The following is a 23,704-nucleotide window of genomic DNA, read 5'->3' as shown; positions in this document are numbered from 1 at the left end:
CGCACCCGCCACGCGCCCGCCCGGAGCGGTTCGCCCCGGTGCGGCCCTGGCCGCGTGGTCACCGCAGGGGCAGCAGGTCGGCGGTGACGGGCAGTCCCTCGACGTGCCGGTTGGTCACCACCGCCAGTTCGTGGTCATGGCGGGTCCCCGGCTGCCACTGCCCACCCGCCAGCCGTACGGTCGCGACATTCGGCACCGGCCCGGCCGTCCAGTCCAGTGGTCCGGCGATGGTCTCCAGGCGGGTACGGCCCACCACCTCGGCGACCGCCGCCGGGTCGGCGGGATCGGCAGCGGTCCGCAGGGCGTGCACGGCGACTTCGAACAGCGCGTAGGCCAGACCGAGCGGCTGGAGCCACCGCCTGCCGGTGGCCTGTTCGTACGCCCCGGCCAGTTCGGCGGTGGTCATGCCGTCCAGCGACAAGCGGCAGGGGTGGGCCGGCGTCCAGTAGACCAGGGTGGCGGTGTTCGCCTGCGCGGGCCGGTCACCGTCGCCGGTGACGGAGGGCGGGTAGACGAGCCAGCGCGAACAGGTGATCAGCCGGGGCGTGCTGCCGTGCTCGGCGGCCAGAGCACGGAACAAGGCCAGATCCCGGGCGGTGGCCGCACTGGTGACGATGTCGGCACCTGCGGCGGCGAACGCCTCGATGCGGCCGGACAGGCCGGTGGCCGGTTCGGTGTAGCCTGCCGGGCCCACCAGATGGTGGCCGAGTGCGCGGGCGGCCGGCGCGAAGCCCGGCTCCCCGTGCCGCGACCACGAGCCCTGCGGGCCGTCGTTCCAGAGGACCGCCGTCGGTGCAAGGGCGGGAACCTGCCGACTCGGAAGGGGGAGCACAGTGCCTCCGTGAATTATTGGGAGCCCTGGGAGAGGTCGGTGTGGTTGGCTGTCGGCAACGCCTTGCCGGACGTGGCTGGGCGGGAGTGGCCGCCCGGCCCTCCGGGGCGCTCTGGCCGCTGGTCGACAGGTGCGTTGCGGTCGCTGTTTACGGAGCTGGCGGCGGGGTGTTCCTCGGGTTGACGGCACACCATGCGGAAGCCGGCCGACGGCGTGATCACCTCCCTGCGAATCACTGCCCACGACGCCTGTTCCGCCTACGCCACCAGGACAGGCGGGAAGGCGGCGGCACAGGCCTGCACCACCTGTAAGCAAGGGGGAAGGAGGGGCGCCCAGGAGCAGCACACCTGCAAGGCCCGTATCCCCGCGGGCATCACGGACGGCCAGGAGGGCCGGACCCGCGAGCTCGGCGGTCCCGGTGAGCACGGCGTTGCGCCGGGGGGGCCTGGACGTCACCGTGCACGCCTCGCCGCGCCGGGCAGGGGCTCACCCGGCCGCGTCGGTGTCGTCGCCTCCGGCGGCACGGGCCGATCGAGCGGCTGCGACGGCGAAGGCGCGGCGGAGGGCCGGACAGTCCACCACCTCGATATCGGCGTCGAACCGCAGCAGCCATGCTGCCAAGCCGGCCCAGGACCAGGAGCCGACTCTGACACGGCAGCGGTCGGGCTCTGTCGCCAGGACGATGCCGTCCCCGATGAAGGGGAGGACCCGGCCGGGAGGGAGACCGATGACGACGTCGGCCCGGCAGGGCCAGGTGTCGGTGTCCTGTGCGCCTTTGAAGCGGGCGGCCAGGAAGGACGCCACGTCGCCGCCGGGCGGCTCGCGGGGGGCGAAGCGGGGGCCGTTGGGGCTGCGTACCGTCATCCGGTCGACACGGTGGACACACCAGTCCTGGTGCCCGGGGTCCCATGCGATGAGGTACCAGCGTCCGGCACGGGCGACGAGGTGATGGGGCTGCACCTGCCGGGGCGGCCGGAGGGCCTCGTGGTCCTCCGGCCGCCCCGGCGTGCGGTAGTCGAAGCGCAGCTCTTCACGGGTGCGGATGGCGGCGCCGATGGCCAGCAGCGTCTGAGGATCCGCCGGCTGGCCGTCCCCTTCGGTGTGCGCGACCGGGGTGACGTCGAAGCCGTCGATGCGGGCGCGCAGCCGGGCCGGCATGACCTGGCTCAGCGTGGCCAGCGCGCGTCCGGCCGCCTCCTCGATCCCGGCGCCGCTCACCACGGCCGTCCGCAGGGCGATGGTGAGAGCGACGGCCTGGTCGTCGTCGAAAAGCAGGGGCGGCAGCTGAGTACCGGCCCCGAGCCGGTAACCGCCGTCGGGTCCCTTGGTCGCAGTGATGGGGTAGCCCAGGTCACGCAACCGGTCGATGTCACGGCGCAGGGTGCGCGGGCTGACGTGCAGGCGTTCGCTGAGGACCGCGCCCGGCCAGTCCCGGCGGGTCTGGAGCAGGCTCAGGAGGTTGAGCAGGCGCTGAGATGCTGCCGGTGCTGAGCTGGTGGGCACATTCCCGTCCTCTCGTGCTCCCCCGGGCTGTCGACCGCTGCCCCGCGGCAGGGCGCTGGTCCGGTCCGTCCCGGTGTCGTTCACTCCGTACCCGGCGGGTGGACCGGGTTCCGGCAGTGCCCGCCGGACGGCCCGTGCGGGCCGCCCGGCGGTACGCGCCGCGGGAATCATCCCCCCGGCCGGGCGATCCTCACCCGGCCGGGGCCGCCGCCCGCTCGGCGGCGGGACGGCGGCGCAGTGCGGGGTCTTGCAGCGCCGGCGGTCGATAGGCGATGTCCATCGTCGCGATGTCGGTGCCGGGCGGGGCGAGCGCGTCGATGCGGTCCAGGAGCGCGTCCTCCAGCACCACGCCCGCGCCCGCCAGCAGGTCCTCCAGGTGCGCGAGCGTACGCGGGCCGATGATCGCCGAGGTGACGTCCGGGTGGTTCACGGCGAACGCCATCGCCATGTGGGTGATCGGCATCCCCGCTTCCCGGGCCAGGGCGATGAGCTGCTCGACCAGGTCCAGGGCCCGCTCGTCGGTCAGGTACTTCGGCACCCACTTCAACCGCTGGCTGTCCGAGGGCCGTCCCTTGCGGTAGCGGCCGGCGAGCATGCCCGAGGCGAGCGGGCTCCACACCAGCGTGCCGATGCCGTACCGCCGGCACACCGGCAGCACCTCGCGCTCGATCGCCCGGTTGAGGATGGAGTACGTCGGCTGCTCGGTGCGCAGGCGGGCCAGCCCGCGCCGCTCGGCGAGCCACTGTCCCTCCACGATCTCCGAAGCGGGGAGGTTCGAGGAGCCGATGGCCCGCACCTTGCCGCTGCGCAGCAGGTCGGTGAGCGCCGACAGCGTCTCCTCGAGGTCCGTACCGGGTTCGGGATGATGGATCTGGTAGAGGTCGATGTGGTCGACCCTCAGCCGGCGCAGGGAGTCCTCGACCGCGGTCATGATCCAGCGCCGTGAGCTTCCACGCCGGTTCGGATCCTGTCCCATCACGCCGTTGAACTTGGTGGCGAGGACCACGTTGTCGCGCCGGCCCCTGAGGGCCTTGCCGATGATCTCCTCGGTCTCGCTGTACCCGTAGACGTCGGCGGTGTCGATGAAGTTGACACCGGCGTCCAGGGCCCGGTGGATGATGCGGGCGCAGTCCTCGTGGTCGGGATTGCCGAGTTTCCCGAACATCATGGTGCCCAGGCAGTAGGGGCTGACCTGGATGCCGGTCCGCCCCAGAGCGCGTGTCCTCACGTCCGTGGTCCTCGTGCCGTTCAGGAGGGGACGTACTCGGTGGCGACGTCGAGGGTCCAGGTGACGCCGAACCGGTCGGTGAGCATGCCGTACAGCGGTGCCCAGGCGGACGGGGCGAGGTCGGAGACGATGGTGGCGCCCTCGCGGAGCTTGTGCCAGTAGCGGCTGATCTCGTCGGCGTCCGCGCCGCGGACGGAGACGAAGTAGGAGCTCACACCCTGGTCGTACGGCTGTGCGGAGGGGACGTCGAAGGCCATGATGTGGAAGCCCGACGGCGAGGTCACCTGACCCCACGAGAGCTGGTCGGCCTCCTTCGGCTCGGCCACCGCCTGAAGGTCGGCGTAGGTGACGGCGACGAGGTCACCACCGAAGACGGACCGGTAGAACTCCAGCGCTTCCCGGGCGTTGCCGCGCAGGTTGATGTGGGCGACGGTCTTGATGCTCATGCCGTTGTTCCTGTTCCTCTTTCCGGCCCTCGCGGGCCGCTGGGGCCGTGTGCCCCGACAGGGGAAACACTCACAGGGGTAGAGGCCAGGGAATGACCTCTACCCGGAGGACGACGCCTCGCATGCCGATGACTTTCCCCGCCGGTCACCGGACGCCGCCGGCCCGCCCGTACGCCACGTCACCGACGCGGAACGCCGCGCCCGGCTCGCCGTCCGGCACACGCTGGCCCCTTCGTTCCGCGCCGGATCACCGCAGGACGTCACCCGGGCGATGCCCGCTACCGCGGCCTGCCCAAGGTCCGTCTTCAACACGCCTTTGATCGATAGAACAACGGCTTCCTATGTTGAATCGCTCAATGTGCGCCAACTGGATAAACGGGATGGGCTGGGGGTGCGGCGCCCGCCCGGCGTGGTGGTCGTCACCAGCCTTCGGGGGCTCCTCATCGCCTGGTCGGTCGCTTAGCATGAGCGGACCATGAAGGGAGCGTTTTCGGCCAGCATCGGTAAACCCGGCGTTGAGGCCGGAGCCGGCGGCGACACCGACCACGGCGTGCACGGCGGAAGCAGTGCCCCCGAGTCGGTCGGGGCCGGCCTCCGTCTCGGCGAGCTGCTCACCGAGGGCTGCGGCACAGCCGCCGTCCAGGCGCGGCGCACCGCGTCCGGATTCGCCGCCAAGCTGTGGGAAAGGGGCGCACGTAGCCGGTTCCCCGTCCCGGCCAAGCAGGGCCACGCTCCACCGTCTCCGCTGTCTGCCTGCCGGGCGCACGCCTCGTGCAGACCGGCGCCCCGTCTCCCAGACCTCAGAGGGCCTCTCGTATGAACGCACTTCCCCTGCTCCTGATCGGCCTCGCGATGTTCGCGGGCGGATATGTCCTGTATTCGAGATTCCTGGGCAACCGGGTCTACAAGCTCGACGCGTCCTTTCAGACGCCCGCGCACGAACTGCAGGACGGCGTGGACTACGTCCCGACCAACAAGTTCGTGCTGTGGGGACACCACTTCACCTCGGTCGCGGGCGCAGCGCCCATCGTCGGCCCCGCAGTCGCCGTCATCTGGGGCTGGCTGCCCGCGTTCCTGTGGGTCACCCTCGGCACGGTCTTCTTCGCGGGCATGCACGACCTGGGTGCCCTGTGGGCCTCGGCGCGCAACAAGGGCCGCTCGATCGGCACGCTCTCCGGCCGCTACATCGGCGGCCGGGGCGCCAATCTCTTCCTCGTCGTGATCTTCCTGCTGCTCCTGATGGTGGTCGCGGCCTTCGCAGTGGTGATCAAGAACCTGCTGATCTCCACGCCCTCGGCGGTGATCCCCGCCTGGGGCGCGGTCGCGGTGGCGCTGCTGATCGGCCAGGCGGTCTACCGCTACAGGATGAGCCTCGGCCTGGTCACCGTGGTCGGCGTCGCGGCGCTCTACGGCCTGATCCTCCTCGGCGACGCCGTCCCGGTGGAACTGCCCGACCCGATCCTGGGCATGTCTCCGGCGACCTTCTGGATCGTCGCCCTCTTCGTCTACGCCGGGATAGCCTCCCTGCTGCCCGTGTGGGTGCTGCTCCAGCCCCGGGACTACATCAACGGCGTCCAGCTCTTCGTCGGGCTCGGCATCCTGTTCGTCTCGGTGCTGCTGAGCGCTCCGACGATCGTCGCCCCGGCCTTCAACGACGCCGTGCCCGCGGGCACCCCGGATCTCGTGCCGCTGCTCTTCGTCACCGTCGCGTGCGGCGCGATCTCCGGCTTCCACGGCATGGTCTCCTCCGGCACCAGCTCGAAACAGCTGGACAAGGAGACCGACGCCCGTTTCGTCGGCTACTTCGGCGCGGTCGGCGAGGGCCTGCTCGCGCTCGGCGCGATCATCGCCGCCACCGCGGGCTACCGCACCCTGGCCGACTGGGAGGCCGTTTACAGCGCCTTCGGCGAGGGCGGCGTCGCGGCGTTCGTCGAAGGCGGCGGCGCGATCCTCAACAGCGGCCTGGGCCTGCCCGTGTCGCTGAGTTCCACGGTCCTGGCCACCATGGCGATCCTGTTCGCCGCCACCACCATGGACACCGGCGTGCGTCTGCTGCGCTTCGTAGTCCAGGAGGCCGGCGAGGTCGCGAAGGTGAGGATCAACAATGTCGCCGGCACCCTCGTCACGCTCGCCGTCGGTATGGGACTCACCTTCAGCCAGGGCGCCGGAGGCGAGGGAGGCCTGCGCATCTGGCCGCTGTTCGGCACCAGCAACCAGCTGCTGGCCTCCCTGACGCTGTCCATCGTCGCCGTCATGCTGATCCGCAAGCGGCGCAATCCGGCGCCTGCGCTGATCCCGCTCGCGGTCGTGTTCGTCATGGCGTTCTGGGCCGCGGTCGTGCAGCTCGGCGACTTCTACGACGCCCGGGACTGGCTGCTGCTGATCATCGACCTCGTCATCATCGTCGCCGCCCTGTGGGTCGCCTTCGAGGCGGTCGTCGCGATGCGGCGGGCGTCCCGGGAGCCGCCCGAGGCTCTCGACGCCGATGTGACGGAGAAGACCGAGCTGACGAAGTGACGTCCCGCTGGGCCTCGCTCCGGGCCGGGCTGGAGGAGTTCTACGCCGGTCCCTACCGGCGTACCCTCGCCCGCGCCCGGCGCGAGGAGGACGACTTCTTCACGATGGTGGTCCTCGCGGAGGCACTGGGCGTACCGGACCCGGCGGCGTACTACACCGCCGAACTGATGCCCGCCCTCTACGAGGACTTCCACGCCTGGCACCGCCGCATGGGCACGGACCGCTCGCCACTGGAGCACATCGGGTGCTGCTAGACCTCCTCACCTCGCGCAGGACCGTCTTCGTCGGAGGCAAGGGCGGGGTCGGCAAGACGTCCGTCGCCGCGGCGCTCGCCCTCGGCCGTGCCCGGTCGGGCGCCCGCGTGCTGCTGGTCTCCACCGACCCCGCACACAACCTCGGCCACCTCTGGGGCCGCCCCGTGGGCGACGAGCCCGTGCGCCTGGCCGGCCCCGGGGACCTCGTCTGCGGGGCGGGGACGGCCGGTCACGTCGACGGGCTGGAAATCGACCCGGAGCGCACGGTCGAGCAGCACCTGTCCGCGGTCGCCGAGACGATGCGGCGGCTGCTCCCCGAGCGGATGCACGCACCGGCCGCCCGGCACCTCCAACTGGCCCGGCAGGCGCCCGGCACCCACGAGTCGGCGGTGCTGGAGCGGATCGCCGAGGCGGTGGAACTCGGGGAGGAGGCCTACGACCTGGTCGTCTTCGACACCGCGCCGTCCGGCCACACACTGCGGCTGCTCGCGCTGCCCGAGCAGCTCACCACCTGGACCGAGGCCCTGCTCGCCAACCGCGACCGGTCCGAGCGGTTCGGCGCCGCGGTGCGCGGCCTCGGCGGCGGCAGGGAGACCGACCACGACGCCGAGCTGCGCCGCGTCCTGCTGCGCCGGCGCAACCGCTTCTCCCGGCTGCGCGAGGTGGTGACGGACCCGGCGCGGACCGGATTCGTACTCGTACTGACCGCCGAACTGCTCCCGATCGCCGAGACCATGGAGGTGTACGAGAAGCTCACCGGCCTCGGCATCGACGTGGCCGCACTCGTCGCCAACCGCCGTTCTCCGGCGGACGCCGGTGAGCTGCTCGAGTGCCGCCGCAGGCAGGAGGACGAGCACCTCGTCCGGCTGCGGCAGCGGGTCCCGGACGTCCCCCTGCTCGACGTGCCGCTGCTGCCGGGGGATCTGGTGGGCACGCAGGCCCTTGCCGCGCTGGCGGACCGGCTCGGGCCCTCCCCTCCCTGAGATTCCGAACGCCCCGCTCGTCCGTGGCGCGCGCAGGACACCGACGGCTTCGCGCCGCAGGCCGGCACCCCACCCGGTGGCGACCCTCACCTGGGCCGCCAGACGTTCGACGACTCGGACGAGTCCACCCACGTCGAGGGCCGACACGCCCAGGACACCACCGAACACCCCGGGGGTCGGCCGTACGACGGCCGGCCCCGGTCGCGTGGTGAAGGGGAGGCGAGCAGAGGGAACGGGAGTGGATGACCGGCGGCACCGCCGCCGGGAGCGGAACGGAAGCCGAAGGGCTCGCAGGCGTCCGCCGGGCTCCGGGCGTGCTGTCCCGGCTGCCGGCCGCGGAGGCGGGCTCGATCGCGGTCTCCGCGCGCACCGGAGACGGTATCGAGGCACTGCGGGACTTCATCGACGTCCTGCTGCCGCGTCCCGAGGTGGAGATCGAGGCCATGGTGCCCTGCACCCGGGGCGGCCTGGTCTCCCGGGCCCACGGGGAGGGCGGGGTGCTGTCCGCCGAGCACACCGAGCAGGGCACCTCGCTGGAGGCGCGGGCGGGGCCGGAGCCGGCGACCGCTGTGCGGGCCCACCCCCAGCCGTGACCCGGGCGGGAAGGCCGCAGGACGGATCGGCCCTCCCGCCCGGTTCCGGCCGGACCGGTTGCCGGTGCAGCTTCGCACCACCTACGGTCGCCCCATGGGTTCCCTGTGATCGATACGTGTGGTCCGCGAGGGTGTGGGACGTCGAGCCCGGCTCCGTCACCGCGCCCGGCCGCGCACACCCGAGGAGACGGACGCGCTGCGACTTCTTCGTCATGCGCTTTTTCCGCCGGACGGAACCGCTCCTGACGGTGCGGGTTCTGAACCGACTGCTTCCTCCAACGGTCTGCTGTGTGCGCGGCGACATCACTCACCCCGGATCAGGAGGACTCCCGCGTGTCGACAGCGCAACTCGCTCTGCATGACATCACCAAGCGCTACCAGGACCACGTCGTACTCGACCGGACCGGCTTCACCGTCAAGCCGGGCGAGAAGGTCGGTGTCATCGGGGACAACGGATCCGGCAAGTCCACGCTGATCAAGCTCATCGCCGGGCGGGAACAGCCGGACAACGGTGCGCTGACGGTGGCCGCGCCCGGTGGTGTCGGCTATCTGGCCCAGACACTGGAGCTGCCGCCGGACGCCACGGTCCAGGACGCCGTCGATCTGGCCCTGGCCGACCTGCGGGAGCTGGAGGAGGGCATGCGCCGGACCGAGGCCGAGCTGGCCGAACGGCCCTGCCGAACGGGCCGGGACCCAGAACTCACCGGCCTGTTGGAGCGTTACGCCGCGCTGGTGGACCGCTACCAGGCCCGCGGCGGCTACGAGGCCGACTCCCGGGTGGAGACCGCGCTGCACGGACTCGGGCTGCCCGGGCTGGAACGCGGCCGGCGGCTGGGCACCCTGTCCGGCGGCGAGCGCTCACGCCTCTCCCTGGCGGGGACGCTGGCTTCGGAACCCGAACTGCTGCTGCTGGACGAGCCCACCAACCACCTCTCGCCCGCGCTCGTCGAGGAACTGGAGGAGGCGCTGACCGGTTATCAGGGCACGGTCGTCGTCACCCACGACCGGCGCATGCGGTCCCGCTTCAACGGCGCCCGTCTGACGCTGCGGGACGGGCACGTCGCCGAGTTCACCGCCGCCTGATCACCGAAGCGGTGCGGGGGAGGGATGGGTACCAGGGGCCTGTCCCTCCGGACGGTCGGAGGCGGACCGGCAGGCTCTTCAGACGCCAGGCACCCGGGAAGGGCTGCCGTTCCAAGGCGGACGGCGGTACGGCGAGGGCGAGGCCGGGGAGCGGTCGCTGACGCTGGGAGGGGGTGTTGGTGTGCAGGGCCGCGGTCGGCCCCTGCGCCATGCAGACCGCCACCGCCCGATTGAGGTCGGCCACCGGTGAGGGCGCGCGCCGGCCCACCGCCGCCGGACTACGACGCGCTCCCGTCCCGTCGCCCCGGCCGACGGGGCGACGGCATGGCACTCGGCGATCGCCGCCTGGCGGTGGAACCTCGGCTCCGGGGCGCAAGCTCAGGTCAGGAGCAGGCCGACGCCGATCAGCAGGGCGGTACCGGCCAGGGCCGCGACGACCAGGACGGTGCGCTTGCCTGCACCGCGGAGGCGGAGCGCGAGGGCCAGCGGGCCGATCGGAGGAGTCTTGTTGTCCATGTCTGTCTCCCTGGTGATCTGGGCGATCCTGGCTTGGGCGAGTTCGGCTGTTCAGGGCGCGTCTTGTCGCAAGGCATCCCGCAGTCGCAGTAGTTCGCGTCGGCGGCGCCGCGCCCGTACCAGGGTGAGCATCGCGGCGGCGGTGAAGACGACCCCGCCTGCGGCGGTGGCCATCAGGTCGGCGGTGCTGCCGCGGACTGCGGCCAGCGCCACCCCGGCCAGGGCGGTCACCACGGTCGCCGCCAGTGCGATCCGGGCGGACAGCACCCGGTCCCGGGCGAACAGCGGCCGACGCCTGCTCAGCACCCAGCCGGCGAAGACGGCCCAGGCCAGCCCGATGGCGATCAGTCCGGCGAAGACGGCCTGGGTACGCGTCGGCAGAGCATTCGGCTCGGTGGCCCACAGCACCGCGATCACGGCCGCGCCGCATCTCCCGGCCAGGCCCGCTGCCACGTGGCGCAGCCGGGACCGCAGTGACACCTCCGCGGCCAGCGCGCGCTCCAGTCGCTCGGGCACGGCCCGCTGCGCTGCGCGGTTCTGCTCGCTCATGCCTCGTATCCCTTCTCGGCAAGGTGGTTGCGCAGCATGCGCCGGGCGCGGTGCAGCCTGCTCTTGACCGTGCCGGCCGGTACGCCGAGCACCTCCGCGCAGGAAGTCAGTGGCAGGTCCTCCAGGTGGAAGAGGACCAGCACCTCGCGCTCCAAGGGCGGCAGAGCAGTAAGACCTGCCTCGATCTGCATCGTGGTGAGCACGCCGCTGAGCTCGTCGTCGGCGACGATGGCCGTGGCTTCCTCCATGGCCGTCTCCGGAGCCTTGTACGTCTGCCGCAGATGGTCGGTGACCGTGCGCCGGGCGATGGTGAACAGCCAGGGGGCGAACCGCTCCGGCTGCCGCAGCCGCGGCAGGCCGCGCACCACAGTGACCCACGCTTCCTGAGCAAGATCGTCCGCGAGGTGCGGAGAGCCGACCATGCCCCGGACATAGCGCCACAGCGGGGGGTGCCACACGGCCACCAGTTCGCGGAACGCCTCCCGCTCCCCGAGCTGGCAGCGCACCACCAGCAACCCGTCGTTGCCCACCACACCTCCCTGCTCTGCACCGTCCGCCACACAGACAGTCGGCATTCCGGGCGGAAAGGTTCACGGAACTCTGGGCATCCGGTCGAAACGCCGGCCGTAAGAGGAATCTCACCCCTCGATCACGACTTCAGACAGGTTCTAGTACTGCAACGGTGCTTGTTCTGAATGCTGGGCAGTTTTCAAGGGCTGTGTCCGCGTCGTCTGTAGTGACTCAACCGTGCTTGGTACTGTCGTCTGCGGCGCCATGTCGACCAGTGCAGGATGTGGTCGACCGGGGTGGGGCGGCGGTTGGTGAGACGGGTGATCAGGCGTCGGAGCTCGGCGAGGCTGAGGTGGATGAGCTGGGAGGATCCGTTTCTGCTTTCTCCGTGTCCAGCTGGCGGGCTCGCAGGACGGTGAGGCAGGCGTGGGCGGCCATGGCGAGGGTCATGTGGCGGTGCCAGCCGGGGTAGCGGCGGACCTGGTAGTCGTCCAGGCCGCATTCCTGTTTTGCGGTCTGGAAGCATTCCTCGACGGCCCAGCGGCTGCCCGCAATGCGGATCAACTGGTCCAGGGTGGTGTCGGCGGGGCAGTAGGCGATGTAGTAGGAGATCTCCTCGGGCCGGCTGACGCTGCGGCGGGCGATGACCCAGTGCCGACGGTCTTCGCGGTGCCAGGGCCGCACCTCGACCCGGGCCCAGTCGTAGATCCGACGGCCATGTGCTCCTTCGCCGCAGGAACGGCGTTTCCACTTCTGCCGGGGCAGGCCGGGAAACAGGTCATGGACGGGGTGGTCGAGGGCCCAGCGGGTGACGACGGTGTCGTGCCGGGTGGTGGCCATGACGTGGAAGACATCGGCCTGTTCGAGTTCGAAGCGCCAGCCCTTGCTGAACCCGTAAGCGGCATCCGCGGTCACCCACCGAAACGGGATCCGGTCCGCGATGGCCTTGCGGACCATCGCCTTGGCCATGACCACCTTCGTCTCGAAAGCGACCTCGTCGCCGATTCCGGCCCGGCGGCAGCGTTCCCGGTCGTCCGTCCATGACGTGGGCAAATAGAGCCGCCGGTCGATCAGGGTGCGTCCCCGGCCGGTGGCGTAGGCAAGGAAGACGCCGATCTGGGAGTTCTCCGTGCGGCCCGCGGTGCCGGAATATTGCCGCTGAACCCCTGCCGAGCAGGTGCCCTTCTTCAGGAAGCCGGTGTCATCGACGATAAGCACGGCGTCGCGGTCACCGAGATGGTCGACCACGTAGCGGCGTACGTCGTCGAGGACCTCCTCGGCGTCCCACTCGATCCGGTTCAGCATCCTGTGGATACGGTCCGGCCCGCTGTGGCCGGCCTCCTCGGCCAACGTCCAGCCGTTCTTGCGCTGCAACGGAGCGATCAGGCCCCGCATATAAGCCAGCGCCGACTCCCTCGGCTCCGACCTGCTGAACCGGTGCACGAACCGCCCGTGCACAGCATCCAGTTCACTCGCCCACACACGCACATCAGCAAGGTCCCCACCCATAACCACACCAACGACCAACCTGGCGAGCAGTCACGGCAGACACCGTTGCAGTACTAAGAGACTGTTCCTAGGTCGCGCGCGGTCCAACCCGGCGAATCAGGCCGGATCACACCCTCCCCAACGAAGACCCGAAGCGTCTCCTCAAATGCAGACAGTGACGCCGTACCCACCTGTTCCTCCCACTGCTCACGCAGCCTGTTGAAGACGACTTGACCCTCCTGCAACATCGCGAGTCCATGCTCGGTGACGCGAAGCCGCGTTCGCCGACCGTCGACCGGATCGGGTTCGCGCTTCAGGAAATTGCGTTCCTCCAGTACAGCGATCGTCTTCGCGGCCGCTTGCCTTGTCACCGACATTCTGTGGGCGAGTTCGGAAACGCTGTCCGCACCGGACAAAATCGAATGGAGGGCAAAGTCATGCACCGGCCGCACGTCCTCGTACCCGAGCTCAGCGAGCTCGGCGGTGGCTCGGTCTGCGAAAGCGCGGAAGCCGGCGAGCAGGAGCAGGGCAAGATCGGCGCCTGATCTGGACATGCTGTCAGCATACGACCCCCTTGACATGCGCAACCCGGTTGCCTACATTGTTGGCAACCAGGTTGCCTATTCGGAAGCTTCTCATGACCACCATCACGCCCCCCGGGGCGACCATTCCCGGCATCACGCACCACCTCGCGGACGTCAACGGAACGCAACTCCACTATGTCTCCGCCGGCAACACCGGCTCTCCGATCCTCCTCGTGCACGGTTGGCCGGAAACGTGGTGGGCGTTCCGCAAGCTGATTCCGCTGCTCGCCGAGACGCACCGGGTCTTCGCCCCCGACCTCCGGGGGTTCGGCGACTCGAGCAACGCCGACACCGAGTACGGCGAGGCTGCCACCGCAGAGGACCTGCACCATCTCGTCGAGCACATCGGCGCCGGCCCGGTCCACCTCCTGTGCCAGGACATCAGCGGCGGCGCGGCCTTCCGCTTCGCCGCACTGCATCCCAAGGACGTCATCAGCTTCACCGGAGTCGAGACGACCCTGGCCGGTTTCGGACTCGAAGCTCTTGCCGACGTGAACAACTTCGGTTCCTGGCACGTCGGCTTCCTCGGCGCTCCCGGCATCCCCGGGATGCTCCTCCAGGGTCATGAACGCGAATTCCTGACCGACTGGGCACTCCCGCTGATGCACGGGACGGAGGGTTCCATCACGGAAGGCGACATCGATGAATTCGTCCGTACTTACGCGCGCCCGAACGGCTGGCGCGGCACAGAGGGTCTCTACCAAGAACTCTTTGCCGACAAGGGGGCAACCAGGGCTTTGGCCGAATCCCACCCGATCGCAGTGCCGGTGCTCACGGTCGACGGCGCCAATCACCCTTTCACCGAGAACACCTTCCGCCAGGTGATCGCCGGCGAGCTCACCGCGGTATGTCTTGACGGAGTGGGCCACTCCGTCGCACAGGAAGCCCCTGAGGCACTCGCGGCCACGATTATGGACTTCGCCAAGCAAATCGACAACAAGTAGAACCGTCCCTCAAAACTGTCCAGCAGTCACGGCAAGCACCGTTGCAGTACTAGGCGGGGGCGGACGTCACCGGCGCGGGCTCCCAGGCGAATCCGTCCGGGTCGGTGAAGGTCCCGGCGGTGCCGCCGAGCACGATCCGGTGCGATCCACCGCCTTCTCCGGGCACGCCGCCGAGGGTCTTGGCCAGGCCCCGGTGCTAACTCGTACTTCGGCGTTCATGCTCCGGCTGACGGAAAGACCGGACGGTGACACCGGCTGCTCCAGAGGAAGTGGGAGGAACCGGCAGGCGAAGACGAGGCCGGCGTCGTCTCCGTCGCCGTGGGCGTGGTGCTTCCAGGCATCGGGGGTGCCTGCGGGCGCCTGGAGGCAGAAGAAACTGGTTCGACGTGACTGTCCCGTGTCGGGGTGAGGCTTGTCCTCCACGGCGGTCTGCCGGAGCACGGTGGCTGTCTGCAGACCGGTCTCCTCGGCGACCTCTCGAAGGACCGCTTCTTCGAGTTCTTCCCCTGGTTTGACTCCTCCCGCAGGAACCTGGGTGCCGGCTTCCGGCATACCCGTGTGGTCGAACGCCAGGAGCTCGGGGTCGGCGCGATGCCGGACCACGTATGCGGCGACACGGGTTCTGGGTTGGGTCATCCCCGCATTGTCCGTCATCGGCGCCGTCCGCCGGTGACCAACGTGGTGCGTTCAGCCGCGTCCACCCCGGCGCGCCATGAGGTCCCCGTGTTGGTCTGCGCGGCCAGGGTGACCGTCATCCCTGCCAGCGCGATCACCAGTCCGATCCACTGTGCTGAAGCCGACGGCGCGGGTCAGCGGTAGCGGCGCAGGACCAGACGGCGATGGCCGTCCTCCTCGACGACGTCGGAGTCGATCTCGTAGCCGTTGTCCTCGGCGTAGCGCAGCGCCGCCGCATGGCTGTAGGCGCGGGCGACCTCGGCGAGCCAGGTCCGGCCGTGGACGGCGCGGTCGTACTCGCTGATGACGGCCTCGAAGCTGCCGTCGTCGCGGCGGCGGAAGCCGATGTCGTTGCTCAGGCGGCCGATGTGGCGGCGCCGGATGACGACCTCGGCCCTCTCGGGCCGCGCGTCGCCCTGGTAGCCGTAGAGGGTCTGCGGCGTGTCGTGGCTCTCCACGGCGGTGAATCCGACCGAGGCCAGGGCGGTCACGAGCAGGTCGGCGTCGCGCAGGCTGGTGCGCACACGGGTGAAGTGGGACATCGCGGCTCCGTAAGTTGTTGGGTGGCCCGGGGGCGAGTGGATGGGGCCGGGGCGGTCAGGCCAGCCGGACGACCGGCTGCCGGTCCAGGACCAGGGTGTGGCGGTGCAGGTCGTAAGCGGTGACGGTCAGGCGTTTGTGGGCGTCGATGCGGAACTCGAGGCGGAAGCGGTCCTCCCCGGCGGCGGCGGGCGGGTCCGCTTCCAGGAAGGTGGGACTGTCCTCGTTCAGCCACAGCATGGAGCGCTGCTGGCGCTGTTGGGGGGTGACGGCGACGGTGCGGGCGCCGCCGCCGGCGTCGAAGGCGATCTCCAGCTCCGCCCCGGCGTCCCGGTAGGTGGCGTGGGCGAGTTCGTAGACCGCCAGGCCCAGCCGGCGCTGCCCGCCGTGCACGGCCCGCACGGTGAGCGTCCGGACGGGGTCGGCCGTGGGGTAGGCGGTACCGGCCTCGACCAGGGTCTCGAACTCGTATGCCCCGGTGTCGCGGTCGACGTGCCGGATGGCGTAGTCGTGCTGGATGTGGTCGAACAGCTCGTGGCCGCCCGCGATACCGGCCGCTCCGGCCGCCACCGCCTCCAGCGGCCGGTCCATGCGCACCACCTCGGGGTCGAAGTGCAGGTGCACCAGGTCACGCACCGCGGGGATGAGGCAGCTGCCGCCGACGAGGAAGACGCTGCGCAGATCGTCGGCGCCGAAGCCGCGGGCCGCGGCCGCGTCGAGGCAGGAACGCAGGGCCTGGTTGACGCGGCGCAGCACTCCCTTGTCGCGCAGCAGCGCGTCGAACTCGCCGCGGGTGACGGTGACGCGGTGCTCGGCGCCGCCGCGGGCGTCGCGTGCGGTGATCACTGCGTGCTCGACGGTGGCCAGCTCGCGCTTGGCCCGCTCCGCGGAGGTCAGCAGGCGGCGGAAGACCCGGTTGCGGCCGACCTGGTCGCCGGGCGGCAGGGGGAGGTGGCCGATGGCGTGCTCGGCGAGCAGCGCGTCGATGGTGTTGCCGCCCAGGTCCAGTCCTCTCTTGGCGATGGTGCGCACTCCGGCTCCGGCGGCGGCCGTGCCGGGTTCCTGGACGCGGACGACGGAGACGTCGAGGGTTCCGGCGCCGAAGTCGATCACGGCGAAGGCGTCGCCAGGGTTCAGCCGGGCGCAGTAGCCGACGGCGGCCGCAGTGGCCTCGTCCACCACCCGCAGCCGCGCGGTGGGCAGCCCGTCGCGGACCTCGCGCACGAGCCAGTCGCGGTAGCCGTCGAAGGACTCGACGGGGGCGGTGGCGACGATCTCCAGGTCGTCGTCCTCGACGGCCAGCACGGCGAGCGCCATGACGTCGCCGAGGAACCGGGTGGCCGCCTCGCGCCCGGTGATCCTGCGGTCGCCGACCGGCCGGGCGGCGTCGTACGCCTGCCCGGAGACGTTGCTCTTGGTGGAGGCGAAGACGGTGTAGCCGGGGTCCTCCGCCAGGTCGGGCGTGACCTGCGCGCCCAGGCGGCGGGTGGTGCCGTCGTGGGCGTAGGCGATGAGTGAGGGCACCACGCGCTGGGTGGGACCGGGGCCGGCCTCGCGCAGCAGGTCGACACCGGGCAGCGGGACGGGAACGCCCCGGCCCTGCTCGCCGTCCCAGCCCGCGACGACGGTGTTGGCGGTGCCGAAGTCGATGCCGATACGGATGGTCATGCGGTTCCTCGCGGATGGTCGGGGCCCTGGTCCCGGTGCGGGCCGAGGGCGATGTCGTGCGGGCCTCCGAAGGGGGCGGAGTCCGCCGCTCCGAGGGAGATGTCGCCGCCGAAGCGGTCGGTGAGGCAGGCGGTCAGCAGGTCCAGCGCGTCCCGTACGGCCGGGTCGCCGATCCTGGCCCGCAGGTCCCGCACCCGGTGCAGGTCCTGGGGGGTGGCGTGCAGCAGGGGCCGCTCCAGGAGTTCGCGCGCGGAGGGCAGGTGGGGGATGTGCACCTCGAAGCCGGAGAAGCGCCCGCGGTTGCTCGTGACGTACATGTCCTGCCCCGGAGACACCGCGAGGAGCTGGCGCAGGGGCGGTTCCGCGCCGGCTTCCCCGGGGCTGCGCTGCAGCCAGGGCACGTCGTTGTCGAGCCAGAACCCGTCGGCGGAGTGGAGGCGTGCGGCGAAGGCGTCGTCCAGGACCGGGCCCCGCCACTGGTCGAGAGGCCACCGCTCGCGGACGGGGCCCCGGTGCCTGCCGGTGCGGCGCGGGGGCCCCTCTGAGGGGAAGTGCCATGTCTCGGTGACCTGTCCGGGCGGGAACGACGTGCACCGGTGCACCGCCAGCGAGTCCGGGGAGAGGAAGGAGAGGACGGGGGAGAACCCGTCGAGATCGGGGCCTGTCGCCGCCTTGTGCAGCACCTCCCCGTCCTCGTCGGCCACGGTGACGCCGCGGAAGTCGCAGAACGCGACGAGCCGGGCCGCGGGCAGTGTCGTGAGCCCGCTCGACGCGCTGTTGACGGCGATCTGGCGGCGCGTCCCGTCCCCGCCGGCCCGCGGAATCGTCCGGAGCCTCAGGTCGTGGGCGGTCCGGTCGAGGAAGGCCAGGCCTTCGGGGTGGAGCATCACCGCGCCGCCGCTCGATCTCAGCATGCGCGATACGCGGACCGGTCGGCTGACGGCCTCGTACTCGGGGAGGATCCTGATGACCTGGTGGAGCTCGTCCCCGGTCCTCATCCGGACGAGGACCTCGTCGCCGAGGTGCAGTACCGACGTCTTGAAGTCCGGTGCCCACAGTGCGGTTCCGCCGGTGTGGCAGGTAACCTCGCCGGTGCCGGTCCGGAGTGTCGCCACATGCAGTTGGGTGAAACTGCGCCCCTTCCACGTCTCGTGGCGCAGGGCCACCTCGGAGGCGTCCGGTGAGAAGGACGCGCTTCTGTAGTTCCCGAGAACGGGATGCCTGAGCAGGCGGTTCCACGGCAGCCGTTCGAGGGTGGCCCGGAGCCGCGCGGGGGAGGGGGCGGACGTTGTCCGGAGGAGTTCCGGGATCCCTTCCGTGCGCTCCCGGTCGGGAAGGAGGCGGGCCGCCGCGGCCGCCTTGGCCAGGGGGAGGTCGCGTACGAGGCGGCGCAGCTCGTCCCAACCGCGGTGCTCCGCCAGGTAGCGCCCGAGGTAGTCGAGTTCGCCGTACGACATCTCGGCGAGCCGGTCGCGCCGGTCGCCAGTGACCACCACCCGGATCACCTCGGCGTCGCCTTCGGCGGCCAGAGCGGTGCGCAGCCGCTCGCGCACCCCGGGCTCCGCCGCGCGGTAGGCGAGCGCCAGCAATGCCCCGTCCGGATCGAGGGCCCGGTGCTGAGCGTCCTGGCCGATCAGCACCAGATACGCCGCGCGGTCGGCGGGCTCCTGCGGTGCCGCCGCCAGCAGGTCCAGGACGTCGGGCTCCGGCAGGTCGGCGGCCACCGCGCGCACGGCGTCCTGCGGACGCGGGTCGCCCTGTGCGCATCTGCGCACCAGGCGCCGCCACGCCCGCCGGGCGAGCGGGCCCCGGGAGCCGTCCGGGCGCCGCCGCGCGGCGCGCCGCACCAGCGCGGCGGTCCGCTTCTCGGTGAGCGGCCGCATCGCCTCGTTCACCGCCCCAGCTCGATGTCGTCGTCCATGTGGGGGAACGCTTCCGCCGTCCCGATGCCGATGTCGTAGCGGTAGCGGTGCTCCAGACAGGTCCGCAGCAGCACCAGCACCGCCCGCGTCTCCCCGTCCAGGGCCGGGTTCTCCAGGACGGAGCCGATGTTCGCCAGATCACCGTGGTCCAGCCGACCCATGGGTCCCTCGACGGCCGACCGGAGGCCGAGGGCGGAGAGGGCGTAGAGGCTGACGGTGGCGGGCCCCCTGTCGGCCACGGCCAGCACGTCGCCGTCGGGAGACAGCCGGGTGACCGGGGAGGAGCCGGCACCGTGCCGTGTGGTGCCCAGGACGACCGAGTGCGATACCAGGGCGTCGGGCGGAGGGTTGTCGCGGGACTCCGGTACGTCAAGCACTTTGAGGCACTCGTACACCGTGTCCTCCGTCTTTTCCAGGACGACCGCCACGAACCGCTGCAGCGCGGGTGACCATGCGAGGTCGATCAGCTTTCGCGCGTACGTCCGGGAGTTCGTCCCGCCCGGCCACAGACTCCGCTGTACCGGTGCGTCCTTGCAGGTGAGCGGTTCGTGCCAGATCCGTACGCGGCCTTCGGGGCTGCCGAGGAGAAGGACGGAGGGCGACATGGCGGCGCACAGCCGATCCTCCTCGGTCGGGAAACCGTCGTTGCTCAGCACGTTCACTGCGGAACGGGTGAGGTCGGCCACCAGCGTGGCATGGCGGTCGAACACGGCGATCAGCCGACCACCGGGTGCCGTCGTGGTCGCCGGACTCCAGCAGGACATGCCGTTGAGCAGACCGGTGTTCACGAGAGGACTGTTGGCCTTCCCGGTGGACAGCGTCCACGTCACGTACCCGATGCGCATCCGTGACGACAGGACGGCGAAGCTCCGGTCACCGGTGATGCGTTCCACACTGCGAATACGGGTGCTCCGGGGGACACCGGGGACGGGTCTCCGTCTGCCATGGGGTTCCGCGTAGCGGATCCGGGGCCTGGCGGGCACCTCGTGTGCGTCGCTTCCCTGTTCCCCGATGATGACGGCTGCTCCCAGATGTGCGATGTGGGTCGCGGCGGCTGGCAGGCCGGAGTACAGCCGGGACAGCGTGCCGCTGTGGACGTCGACGATCCCGGCGCACCTGCCGAGGCAGGCGAAGGCGAGTTGTCCGCCGTCCGGCGCGAAGTCGAGGCCGGAGAGCCCGTGCACCCGCCCGTCCAGGTCGCGGAGGCGAATGTGGACGCGCGGCATGCTCAGTTCGGACGATGCAGCGCAGAGGGCCTTCACCTGCCTGCCCACGACGGCCGGAACCGCGGCGCGCAGCTCCTCGAACACACGGCGGTCGTCCTCTCCGGAGGGTCGCCAGGTGCCGAGGGCGCGGACCAGGGAGACGGCTTCGGCCAGCGGCAGCAGCAGCGTCAGCTGCCACAGCCGGTCCCAGTCGGCCTGCTCCTTGAACCGCTCCACCAGGTAGGTGAGCTCCTGCCGGCTGAGGGAGGCGGCCTCCTCGTGCCACGAGCGCCGGCCGGCCAGGACCCGCAGCGCGTCGATGCCGCCGAGCCGTGTCATCGCCTCCCGCAGCGCCGAGCGCACCGCGGGCAGCGCGCCCCGGTATCCGAGCGACAGCAGGGTCCCGTCGGGGTCCAGTGCCCGGTGCTGCTCCCGCTGCCCGGTGCGGACGAAGAACACGGCGCGTTCCACCTCGTCGTGGGGGGCGAGATGGTGCGCCGTGCAGAGGGCGATCGCGTCGGGCGAGCCGGAGTCCACGGCCGCCGCGCAGAACAGGTCGACGGCCTGGGCGTCGTCACCGTTCAGGAGTATGGCCCGGGCGTACTCGCCGGCGGGGTGGTCGAAGCGGGCGGCGGTGTCCGCGAGCAGCTGGGCGCCGGCGGCCCCGCCGTCGCCGAGCACGAGGCGGCTAAGGGCGTGCACGCGGGGCTCACCGGCCGTCGCGGGGCGGTTCCAGCGTCTCAGCAGCGACCACAGCCCGGGCTGGTGCTCATCGAGCCAGTCCCGCCAGCCCGCGTCCACCAGCACATCGGGCACCGGTGCCGGACCGTCCATCAGCGTCACCAGCGGGGAGGTCCAGTGCCGCCGGGCGGGCCCGGCCGCCGGCGGCTCCGTCCAGGTCCGCCACACCGTCTCGGGGCCGAGGGACTTCAGAGCTCCCGCGACGGCGCGTACGGCCGCCGGGTCGCCGGAGTCGGCGGCCCGCAGTGCGGTCACCAGGGCCCGGCGGCGCCGCTGGGACCCCCTTCCGAGAGGCAGTCCCAGCACCAGCAGGGCGGTCCGCAGTCGCACGGCCCTCACTCCTTCCCGTCTCCGCCGAGGGCGATCTCGTAGCCGGTCCCCGGCCCGGTGCTCACCGCGTCCGTGATCCCGATGTCGTGCCGGAACCGGTACTCCAGGCAGGCCAGCAGCAGGGTCAGGGCCTGCCGGGCCGTCTGGCGGATGCGGGGAGACCGCCGCAGCCGGTCCACCTCCGCGAGGTCCTGGCCGTTCAGGGAGCCCATCGGCCGGGTCAGGGCCGTCTCCCGCGGGGTGAGGTCGTACAGGAGGACGGTGGCTCCGCCGTCCGTGACGGCGAGGACGTCACCCTTCGGCGACAGCCGTACGCGGGGCCGCCGGCGCGGGGCGCCGACGAGTTCGATCCGGTCGTGGACGAGCTGGTCGGGCGGGGGGATGTCGCGGATCGGCGGCACGGCCAGGATCTCCAGGTGTCCGTCCCCGACCGTGAGGAACTGGTGCAGGGCGGGCGACCAGGCCAGGCCGGTCGGGAACCGCCCGGCGGACCAGACGCCGGCGGTGGTCGGCGGACTGCCGGACGTGAGCGGGTCGTGCCACACCTTCAGGGAGGCGTCCAGCGTGACGCGGACCAGTGCGGAGGCCGACAGGGCGGCGTGCGCCTGGCCGACGGCCCCGTCCGCGGGACCGCTGTCGAGCGTGTTGACGGCTCCGCCGGCCAGGTCGGCCACCATGACGTCCCGTTCGCCGAACACCGCGGCCAGCCGCCGGTCCGGGGACACGGCGGCGCCCCAGGGGTGGAAGCGGTTCTCCCCGCGCAACTCGGTGACCTGGGTCGGCGGGCCGTCGCCCGCGCACAGGAAGATCTCGAACCGGGGACGCGCGTCACTGATCTGCCGCTGCGCCACCACGAGGAACGCCTGCTCCCCGGAGGCGCGTGCCAACCCGCACACGCGTACGGTCTCGAAGGCGAGCGGCCGCGCGCCCCGGCGATCGACGTGATAGAGCTTCCTCGCGGGCTCGGGACGGGAGGTGTGCACGTATTCCTCGGCGACGACGAAGGCGTCCGATCCCAGGTGCGCCACGTGGGACAGGCGGTGTGTGAAATCGGAGTGGAACCGCACGAGCCGCCGGTCGCGGAGGTCCAGCGCTCCGGCGCAGCCCTGGTACGTGTCGCGGGACCCGGCGAAGGCCAGGTGCCGCCCGTCCGGGGAGAAGTCCATGGCGTGGACGGCGAACCCCCCGCCCGGCCCGAGCCCGACCCGGACGGGCTCGATGCGCGAGGGCATGACGGAGACGGAGATCAGGCCGTCGTTGACGATCAGCGGGTCCGCCGTGCGCAGGGCCTCGAACAGCTCGCGGTCCTCCCCGGCGGCGGGCCGCCACGCGCCGAACCGTCCGACCGTGTCGACGGCCTGGGGCAGCGGCATCAGCGGAACCAGCGGCCACAGCCGGTCCCAGTCGCCCCGGTCCGTCAACTGCCGCACCAGCCAATTGCGTTCCGCCGCGGTGAGGAAGGCGAACTCGCGCCGGTCGGAGCGCTGCCCGGCCAGGACGCGCAGGGTGTCGATGCCGTCGAGGGCGGCCATGGCGGCCCGCAGCTCCACCCGCTCGGCCGTCGACGCGCCGCGGTAGCCGAGGGCGAGCAGCGCGCCGTCCGGGTCCAGTGCCTCGTACTGCTCCTGCTGCCCGGTGCGGACGAAGAACACGGCGCGCTCCACCTCGCCGGACGGGGCGAGCCCGTGCGCGACGCAGAACTCCCGCACCTCGGGGGAGTCGAGCGCTCTCGCGCAGTAGAGGTCGACGGCCTCGGGATCGGACGAGGCGAGCAGCCGGTTCCGGGCGTGCTCGCCGATGGGGTGGTCACGGCGGGCGGCGGTGTCGGCGAGCAGGCGCGGCTCCAGGGGCACCCTGTCATCACCGAGTGCCAGTCGGCTGAGCGCATGTGTGCGGGGGTCGCCGGCGGCGGGACGGTCCCACCGCTCCAGCAGGAACCACAGCCCGGCGTCGGGCCACTGCAGCCAGTCGAGCCACGCGGCGTCGACGGCCCGGCCGGGCACGGCGGAGGCGTCGGCCGTCAGCTCGGCCAGGACGGGGGAGGCCCAACGCCGGGCCGGGGTTGCCGCCTCCCACAGCTCCAGCCAGACCGGCCACACCGCTTCGGGGCCGCGGGAGGCGACGACCTCGGCCAGGACCCGCAGGCCCGCGGGGTCGCCGGAGTCTGCCGCGCCCAGCACGGCCGCCAGTGCGCGGCGGACACGCGGCGACATCCGCTGCGCGCGGGAGACGCGCAGGAGGAGAGAGGCGGTCCGCAGGCGCATCGCGCTCACCCCGCCGTTCCGCAGTCGCCCAGGGAGATGTCCTGCGGCCCGCCCGCGGGCACCGGGCCGTCGCCCGGCGCGGTCCCCGTGCCGGAACGGTCCTCGGGACGCGACGCCGCCGCGTCGGGCACTCCCGGGCCGCCGGCCGGCGCGAGCCGCTCCCGCACGCCGGTGTCCGGCAGCCGGGCCGCCCGTACGGCCTCCTGCGCCACGGCGCCGCCGACCGCGCACGCCCACCGGGCCCGCGGCCCGCGCGAGCCGGCCGCGCACCGCCGCGCGGCCGGCTCCAGCAGCCGGGCCGCGCCGTCCCCCGTCAGCCACCCCACCTC

21 protein-coding genes and 3 pseudogenes are annotated in these 23,704 nt (G+C 71.8%); 6 read left to right on the top strand and 18 right to left on the bottom strand.

Translation table 11 applies throughout. The features are described from left to right. Nucleotides 1-58: 58 nt before the first annotated feature. From V1L54_RS11485 to V1L54_RS11470, 4 genes are all read right to left on the bottom strand, one after another. Nucleotides 59-832 (bottom strand): ABC transporter substrate-binding protein, encoded by a 774-nt coding sequence (locus tag V1L54_RS11485; protein ID WP_330117834.1) that lies wholly within the window; start codon nucleotides 830-832, stop codon nucleotides 59-61. A gap of 486 nt (nucleotides 833-1,318) precedes the next feature. Continuing rightward, nucleotides 1,319-2,335 (bottom strand): helix-turn-helix transcriptional regulator, encoded by a 1,017-nt coding sequence (locus V1L54_RS11480; RefSeq protein WP_330117833.1) that lies wholly within the window; start codon nucleotides 2,333-2,335, stop codon nucleotides 1,319-1,321. A 190-nt stretch (nucleotides 2,336-2,525) separates the two neighbouring features. Next, a complete protein-coding gene (locus V1L54_RS11475) occupies nucleotides 2,526-3,563 on the bottom strand; it encodes an aldo/keto reductase (protein WP_330117832.1) in 1,038 nt (345 codons plus the stop codon). Nucleotides 3,564-3,583: 20 nt separating this feature from the next. Next, nucleotides 3,584-4,009, bottom strand: a complete 426-nt coding sequence (locus tag V1L54_RS11470; protein ID WP_330117831.1) for a VOC family protein — start codon at nucleotides 4,007-4,009, stop codon at nucleotides 3,584-3,586. A gap of 816 nt (nucleotides 4,010-4,825) precedes the next feature. Between V1L54_RS11470 and V1L54_RS11465 the strand changes: the two genes are divergently transcribed. From V1L54_RS11465 to V1L54_RS11445, 5 genes and pseudogenes are all read left to right on the top strand, one after another. Then, nucleotides 4,826-6,526, top strand: coding sequence for a carbon starvation CstA family protein (locus tag V1L54_RS11465; RefSeq protein ID WP_330117830.1), 1,701 nt, complete (start codon nucleotides 4,826-4,828; stop codon nucleotides 6,524-6,526). Continuing rightward, nucleotides 6,523-6,780, top strand: a complete 258-nt coding sequence (locus V1L54_RS11460) for a cory-CC-star protein (protein WP_330117829.1) — start codon at nucleotides 6,523-6,525, stop codon at nucleotides 6,778-6,780. The genes V1L54_RS11465 and V1L54_RS11460 overlap by 4 nt, the downstream gene beginning before the upstream one ends. Further along, nucleotides 6,771-7,763 (top strand): ArsA family ATPase, encoded by a 993-nt coding sequence (locus tag V1L54_RS11455; protein WP_330117828.1) that lies wholly within the window; start codon nucleotides 6,771-6,773, stop codon nucleotides 7,761-7,763. Before V1L54_RS11460 ends, V1L54_RS11455 begins: the two co-directional genes overlap by 10 nt. Nucleotides 7,764-8,005: 242 nt before the next feature. Beyond that, a complete protein-coding gene (locus V1L54_RS11450) occupies nucleotides 8,006-8,356 on the top strand; it encodes a hypothetical protein (protein WP_443076589.1) in 351 nt (116 codons plus the stop codon). Between the two features lie 333 nt (nucleotides 8,357-8,689). After that, a pseudogene (locus V1L54_RS11445) lies at nucleotides 8,690-9,427 on the top strand (ATP-binding cassette domain-containing protein); the annotation flags it as partial. A 390-nt stretch (nucleotides 9,428-9,817) separates the two neighbouring features. Here V1L54_RS11445 and V1L54_RS11440 read toward each other — a convergent pair. The 5 genes from V1L54_RS11440 to V1L54_RS11420 all read right to left on the bottom strand — a co-directional run bounded on the left by V1L54_RS11440 (nucleotide 9,818) and on the right by V1L54_RS11420 (nucleotide 13,056). Beyond that, nucleotides 9,818-9,955: a hypothetical protein gene (locus V1L54_RS11440; protein WP_330117827.1), complete on the bottom strand. Its 138-nt coding sequence runs from the start codon at nucleotides 9,953-9,955 to the stop codon at nucleotides 9,818-9,820. 51 nt (nucleotides 9,956-10,006) lie between these two features. Further along, the gene (locus tag V1L54_RS11435; protein WP_330117826.1) at nucleotides 10,007-10,504 is read right to left on the bottom strand and encodes a transmembrane transport protein; all 498 of its coding nucleotides are present in this window, start codon (nucleotides 10,502-10,504) and stop codon (nucleotides 10,007-10,009) included. Next, complete coding sequence (locus V1L54_RS11430; protein WP_330117825.1) at nucleotides 10,501-11,037, bottom strand: RNA polymerase sigma factor; 537 nt, start codon at nucleotides 11,035-11,037, stop codon at nucleotides 10,501-10,503. The genes V1L54_RS11435 and V1L54_RS11430 overlap by 4 nt, the downstream gene beginning before the upstream one ends. A 301-nt stretch (nucleotides 11,038-11,338) precedes the next feature. After that, nucleotides 11,339-12,523, bottom strand: a complete 1,185-nt coding sequence (locus V1L54_RS11425) for an IS701 family transposase (protein WP_330117824.1) — start codon at nucleotides 12,521-12,523, stop codon at nucleotides 11,339-11,341. Nucleotides 12,524-12,576: 53 nt separating this feature from the next. Beyond that, entirely contained in the window at nucleotides 12,577-13,056 is a 480-nt protein-coding gene (locus tag V1L54_RS11420; protein ID WP_330117823.1) for a MarR family winged helix-turn-helix transcriptional regulator, read from the bottom strand. Between the two features lie 83 nt (nucleotides 13,057-13,139). On the opposite strand from V1L54_RS11420, the gene V1L54_RS11415 reads away from it, so the two are divergent. Beyond that, nucleotides 13,140-14,030, top strand: a complete 891-nt coding sequence (locus tag V1L54_RS11415) for an alpha/beta fold hydrolase (protein ID WP_330117822.1) — start codon at nucleotides 13,140-13,142, stop codon at nucleotides 14,028-14,030. A gap of 49 nt (nucleotides 14,031-14,079) precedes the next feature. On the opposite strand, the pseudogene V1L54_RS11410 reads toward V1L54_RS11415, so the two are convergent. The 9 genes and pseudogenes from V1L54_RS11410 to V1L54_RS11370 form a co-directional block, all read right to left on the bottom strand. After that, a pseudogene (locus V1L54_RS11410) lies at nucleotides 14,080-14,223 on the bottom strand (glyoxalase); the annotation flags it as partial. A gap of 206 nt (nucleotides 14,224-14,429) precedes the next feature. Beyond that, nucleotides 14,430-14,666 (bottom strand): annotated as a pseudogene (locus V1L54_RS11405) (NUDIX domain-containing protein); the annotation flags it as partial. Nucleotides 14,667-14,680: 14 nt separating this feature from the next. Further along, nucleotides 14,681-14,803 (bottom strand): hypothetical protein, encoded by a 123-nt coding sequence (locus tag V1L54_RS11400; protein ID WP_330117821.1) that lies wholly within the window; start codon nucleotides 14,801-14,803, stop codon nucleotides 14,681-14,683. Between the two features lie 36 nt (nucleotides 14,804-14,839). Further along, nucleotides 14,840-15,247, bottom strand: coding sequence for a DUF1257 domain-containing protein (locus V1L54_RS11395; protein WP_330117820.1), 408 nt, complete (start codon nucleotides 15,245-15,247; stop codon nucleotides 14,840-14,842). A 55-nt stretch (nucleotides 15,248-15,302) separates the two neighbouring features. Continuing rightward, nucleotides 15,303-16,913, bottom strand: coding sequence for an Hsp70 family protein (locus tag V1L54_RS11390; protein WP_330117819.1), 1,611 nt, complete (start codon nucleotides 16,911-16,913; stop codon nucleotides 15,303-15,305). Next, entirely contained in the window at nucleotides 16,910-18,808 is a 1,899-nt protein-coding gene (locus V1L54_RS11385) for a hypothetical protein (RefSeq protein WP_330117818.1), read from the bottom strand. The genes V1L54_RS11390 and V1L54_RS11385 overlap by 4 nt, the downstream gene beginning before the upstream one ends. Then, entirely contained in the window at nucleotides 18,805-21,111 is a 2,307-nt protein-coding gene (locus V1L54_RS11380; protein ID WP_330117817.1) for a hypothetical protein, read from the bottom strand. Before V1L54_RS11380 ends, V1L54_RS11385 begins: the two co-directional genes overlap by 4 nt. A 5-nt stretch (nucleotides 21,112-21,116) precedes the next feature. After that, nucleotides 21,117-23,384 carry a hypothetical protein gene (locus V1L54_RS11375; protein ID WP_330117816.1) on the bottom strand — a complete coding sequence of 756 codons (2,268 nt, stop codon included), beginning with the start codon at nucleotides 23,382-23,384 and terminating at the stop codon, nucleotides 21,117-21,119. Beyond that, nucleotides 23,381-23,701 (bottom strand): hypothetical protein, encoded by a 321-nt coding sequence (locus tag V1L54_RS11370; protein ID WP_330117815.1) that lies wholly within the window; start codon nucleotides 23,699-23,701, stop codon nucleotides 23,381-23,383. The genes V1L54_RS11375 and V1L54_RS11370 overlap by 4 nt, the downstream gene beginning before the upstream one ends. Between the last annotated feature and the right edge of the window lie 3 nt (nucleotides 23,702-23,704).

This window comes from Streptomyces rubellus, assembly GCF_036323805.1.
Taxonomy (GTDB): Bacteria; Actinomycetota; Actinomycetes; order Streptomycetales; family Streptomycetaceae; genus Streptomyces.
The sequence above is the reverse complement of the archived record's forward strand: the minus strand, read 5'-3'. Positions and strand labels throughout refer to the sequence as shown.